The following is a 2,237-nucleotide window of genomic DNA, read 5'->3' on the forward strand; positions in this document are numbered from 1 at the left end:
CTTGGGTGTGGTGGATGGGGGGTGGGTGCTTATGGGTAGAGACGGCTTGTATGTGGGGGTTTTCCACAGACGGGAGGACGGGGAGAGGTTTGGCTATGTGGAGGTGGTAGGCCCCTATCAAGACGACGTGAGGAAAGTAGAAGGGCCGCCGTATTTGGGTTTTGCGGCGGCTTCGACGCCGGGTTTTCCGATATGTGGCGGTGGTGGTTCTGTCAGCTACAAGGGGGTTTGTCTCGACGATGGCGAGGTTTTCCGGGGGGTTACCATGTGGCCGGTTGAGCGGGTTGACGTGTCGGCCGCGGCGTCGAGGTTGCGGGATCTGTGCGCGGAGGCGCGCCGGGGGCGCGGCTAGATGCGTCCGGCGGTGTTGAGGGAGGGCGCCTGGGAGCGGCTTATAAACGATATGTATGAGGTGTATAGGAAAGTGGGCGCCCTTGTCTCTGTTGGGAAACTTGCTAGAGGTGGGCTATCTGCTGGTGAAATTTTGTCGTATTACATAGCGGCGTTCAACGGGGCTGGGTTCAGCGGGGTGGGGGCCTCCGGGGCCACTAGTACTTTTGTATATGAGCCGCGTATTGCAAAGCTGAACTGGCGTGGCGAGAAGACGCCGGTTGTGTTTTCTCTGGTGCTTGTGGATATGAGGCTGGGTAGGGGGGTTGTCTACGCGGTGGAGACTGAGCTGGGTTCGCTGACGCCGGATTTCTTAAAGCGTGTGGCTGGCGACGCTTATGACAACTTCTACCAGGTGGAGCTCGCGGGGGGCAAGCCAATACCGGAGGTTGTTAATCGTGTGGCTACGGAATTTGTGGGTACTCCCCAGTTTCTGCGGTGATTCCCGAGGTTATTGTCTGCGGCGACGGGTGCGGGGAGGTTCTCTCTTTCGAGGGAGGGCTGGGGCTGACGGCTGGCGTGAGGAGGGTCGGCTTTAGATTTGTCCGCACACCGGCTGGGGGGAGGGAGATGTTTAGAAGGGTCTCAACGTGGGGGCTTGCGCTGTTTACAGAAGGCGGCGGAGGGCACTACGTGGTGCTACCCGCGCAGGACGGCCTTTATCTAATCTACGCGGAGTCCGGGCCTCCGCCTGTGGCTGACTACCCGGCGCCTCCCGCCCCTTATCTAAGCGGCGGCGAGTTTCGCTGGACGCGCTTCATCGGCGGGGACTACGTCAGTGGCGGCAGATATCTCGGCGTCTACGCCCTTCTGCCGGGGGGTGGGGTGGCTCTCGTGCCGGACTCAGGCGGCTCTCCACCGGTACTGCTGTCCCTTGATGAGGGTATTAGCTACATCACTGCGGCTATGCTCTCCATAAGATATAAAGGGGAATGCGCTAATGAATACAAGAGGAAAAATTACACTATACAAGACATCGGCGAAGTTTGCAAACCCCCTATCAACACCGTCTACCACGGCGCTGATCCCCGTTTCCCGGGTTCCGGCAGGTTAACGGGCGAGGAGTTTCGTATTGTGGAGCCGGACGCCGACTACCTCCGCCTAGTGGGTAGGGGTGGGGATGAGTACATTGCGTGGGATTTCGTCTTGGGCACGCTGGATACGGGGGAGTGGGTTTTGATGGGGGAGGACGGCCTCTACACTGCTGTTAGAGAGGGCGGCCGCGTCGTCGTTAGAGAGCCGTATGGCGGCTCTCTTGTAGATGTGAGAGGTCCTCCAAAGGCGTACACGTACCCGGTGGTCCCCACACGCACGTTTAAACACGCCAGGGAGTACGGGGCGAATGTAGTGGAGGACACCACTCTGCTGAAGTGGCCGTTGGTAAGGCCGGAGAGCGCGGGGGTTTTTGACCCTGTGCTGGGCCCGCCTATTTATGTAGATCTTGATCACTGTATGTGTCTGCGTTGTAAAACCTATAGAAGGTTCGGGCACTAGCCAGAGCTTTTAGCGGATCTTTATGGAGGTTAAAAAGCCTTGTGGGAGGTAGCGCCGAGACTTATATGATGACATACCACATTGATGAGTCTGTCTACAGTCTCTTCAGCACACAGGGCGTGCCGGAAACCGTATATAAGTACTTTTCAATGGCCTTAGTTGCGGATATCCTTAAGCTAAATCCGGCGTTGCTAGGTGCCGAGGTTACAATCCCCAGACCTGGAGAGGATTACGTGAGGAAACCTGTTCCCAGCGACTGGGGCAGTGCCTTGTTTGTGCAAATACCTGGCGGGAGGGAGAGATTTGATGTTCTGGGGATTTTAGACGACAAGACGCTGGTTGTAGTCGAGGTG

The 2,237-nt window shown here is 57.6% G+C and carries 4 protein-coding genes; all 4 read left to right on the forward strand.

Going from position 1 to position 2,237, the window contains the following annotated elements:
• Positions 1 to 352, forward strand: a 352-nt coding sequence (locus ACP5J3_RS13405) for a hypothetical protein (RefSeq protein WP_428496147.1), incomplete at its 5' end; no start/stop codon positions are given.
• Complete coding sequence (locus tag ACP5J3_RS13410; RefSeq protein ID WP_428496148.1) at positions 353 to 832, forward strand: hypothetical protein; 480 nt, start codon at positions 353 to 355, stop codon at positions 830 to 832. It begins immediately after the preceding gene.
• Positions 829 to 1,884, forward strand: a complete 1,056-nt coding sequence (locus ACP5J3_RS13415; RefSeq protein WP_428496149.1) for a hypothetical protein — start codon at positions 829 to 831, stop codon at positions 1,882 to 1,884. Before ACP5J3_RS13410 ends, ACP5J3_RS13415 begins: the two co-directional genes overlap by 4 nt.
• Before the next feature lie 41 nt (positions 1,885 to 1,925).
• Positions 1,926 to 2,237 (forward strand): hypothetical protein (locus ACP5J3_RS13420; protein WP_428496150.1); only part of this gene is annotated, 312 nt, incomplete at its 3' end.

The sequence above is a fragment of the Pyrobaculum sp. genome (assembly GCF_049971835.1).
Taxonomy (GTDB): domain Archaea; phylum Thermoproteota; class Thermoprotei; order Thermoproteales; family Thermoproteaceae; genus Pyrobaculum.